Origin of the sequence: Streptomyces sp. WELS2 (assembly GCF_013870595.1) — a bacterium.
Classification (GTDB): Bacteria; Actinomycetota; Actinomycetes; order Streptomycetales; family Streptomycetaceae; genus Streptomyces.
Genome location: NZ_JACBWZ010000959.1, coordinates 1 through 2,161, shown reverse-complemented (window position 1 = coordinate 2,161; position 2,161 = coordinate 1). Strand labels below are relative to the sequence as shown.

Annotated in this window: 2 protein-coding genes and 1 pseudogene; 1 reads left to right on the top strand and 2 read right to left on the bottom strand. The window is 72.9% G+C overall.

Annotated elements, in window-relative coordinates; translation table 11 throughout:
• Positions 1-11: 11 nt before the first annotated feature.
• A complete protein-coding gene (locus tag H5J33_RS32270; protein ID WP_181798277.1) occupies positions 12-1,349 on the bottom strand; it encodes an esterase-like activity of phytase family protein in 1,338 nt (445 codons plus the stop codon).
• Positions 1,350-1,652: 303 nt separating this feature from the next.
• On the opposite strand from H5J33_RS32270, the gene H5J33_RS32265 reads away from it, so the two are divergent.
• Complete coding sequence (locus tag H5J33_RS32265) at positions 1,653-1,835, top strand: hypothetical protein (RefSeq protein WP_181798276.1); 183 nt, start codon at positions 1,653-1,655, stop codon at positions 1,833-1,835.
• A gap of 129 nt (positions 1,836-1,964) precedes the next feature.
• Here H5J33_RS32265 and H5J33_RS32260 read toward each other — a convergent pair.
• A pseudogene (locus H5J33_RS32260) lies at positions 1,965-2,161 on the bottom strand (hypothetical protein); the annotation flags it as partial.

Below are 2,161 nucleotides of genomic sequence, written 5' to 3'. Positions count from 1 at the left end.
GCCCGCGACCGTCACAGCTTCTCGGGCAGACGGACGTACACCACCGTCGTCTTGACACCGCTGTCGACCAGGCGTCCCCGGGCGTCGAACGCACCTTCCCCGTCGGTCATCCCGAAGTCGTTGTCGTTGACGAGCGCGAGCGTGTGGTCGTCCACGCGCGCGATGCCCTCGATCTTCCCGGGCACCCCGGCGACCCGGCCCAGGTCCACCACGAGCCGCTTGGACAGCACCGGCACGCCCGCGGACGCCGGATCGTCCAGCTGCTCCAGCGACGGGGACGTGGCGTCGTCGTCCCACGGGCCGCCCAGGATGTCCGCCCCGCGCCCCAGCCCGACCAACTGCAGCCGGGCGGACTTGTCGGTGCGTTCCTCGACGAGCAGCCGGTCGCGGCCCACCGCCACCACCGAGGAGATCTTCAGCTCCGAGGTGTCGTCCTCGCCCGGGTCGACCATGCCGACCGGGTCGAAACGGTAGGCGTACTCGGCCGTGACGGCCTCCTCGCGCGGCGAGAAGCGCAGCAGTCGGGTGGTGCGCGAGGCGTCGCCCGCGTCCGCGTCCGGCAGGGAGAGCGGGCTCTGCAGCGCCATCACGAGGTCACCGCCGGGAAGCTGCGCCAGCCCCTCGAACCCCCGGTTGGTCTTGCGGTGCAGCAGAACCGACGGCAGCGCCTCCACCACCGGGTAGTCCGTACCGGTCAGGGCCAGCCCCTCGGGTACGTAGCGGACCAGCACCCTGCCGCGCGCGGAGACGTGCACGAGGGACGGCCCGTACTCGTCCACGAGCCAGAAGCTGCCGTCCCCGGCCCGTACGATGCCCTCGGTGTCCAGGCCGTTCGGGTTGTGGGAAAGCGGTGTCCTCGCGTCGTAGGTGTACGGCGCCTCGTCCCGGCCCCGCTGGTCGGGCAGCCCGGTGACGGCCTTCCCCGAGGAGGTGGTGACCGGTATCGCGTCGAGGACCTCCACGGTGTCCCTGGAGACCCGGATTCTCACGATCGCGGGATCGAAGCCCGGCACCGGGAAGGTACGGCGCTTCTTGCCGTCCACCTTGATCTGGCCGTTGGGCCCGCGGTCGGTCACCGTCCAGTACTCGCCCTTGCGGCCCGCCGGGTAGATGTCGCTGCCGATGCCGCCGAGCCGCACGCCGTGGTCGTCGGCCACGCTTCCCGGCAGCAGCGCGTTGCTGAACGCGCCGAGCGGGATCTCGCCGAGCGTCGCCGTGCGGACGACACGGGCCTCCTTGGGCGGCGCCGCCCCGGCCGTTCCCGCGGCCACGAGGACGGCGGCCAGGGCCAGGGGCAGGCCGGTGGCGACGGTACGGGGGACGCGGCGACGTGCGGCGGTCGGGGACATCGGGCCTCCTGGGAGCAAGGTCGTTGGCAGCGGCCACGATCGGGCGCCTGGAGGAACACCGCGCGACAGGCGGGTGAACGGCCGACGTCCGCGGCTCATCGGACCGGCCCGGCGACCGCCGCTCATCGGAAATGCGGGTACGAGCGCCGAACCACCTGTTCGAAGGGGCCCTGGCCGGAACACCGGGAGAGCCACTAGGGGTGTGTCTCAGGGATGAGTCAGGGTCCGGGGCCGGAACGGCCGGGAGCGGGAGGTCGTTTTCCAGAGCGGAGAGCGGCAGCGGCCGCGAAGGAGGCGACGCTCATGTCCAAGAACGCGAAGATCGCCGCAGGGGGCGTGGCGGTCGGGCTGATCCTGCTGATATGGCTGCCTTGGTGGGCGGCGTTCCTGATCGTGGTCGGAGTGCCGGTCGTCGCGTACCTCGCCCTGGACCCCTCGCAGCGGCGCAGGGTTCGCCGGGTCGCCCGCAAGGAACTCGGCCACTGAGGCACCGGCGCGCGACGGGCGGCCGGCGGGCGGGGCGTCCGTAGCGGCCGGCAGGTGCCACAGGGTGCCGCGCCTTCGCGCGGGGCCGGGTGCTCCCGGGACCGGCAGGTGCCATACGGCTGGCGGGTCTCACAGCGGACGTACGGCCATCTTGTCGAGCGCTTCCAGCAGGCCCGGCAGTTCGGGACCGCGGCCCACCGGATGGACCTCGCCGGGCTCGTCGTCGAGCAGGACGAACGCGATGTCGTCGGTGCGGGCCACGAGCGACCAGCCGGGGCCATCGGCGCGCAGCGTGCGGGCGTCCCCGGGGGCGAACGACGAGCGCA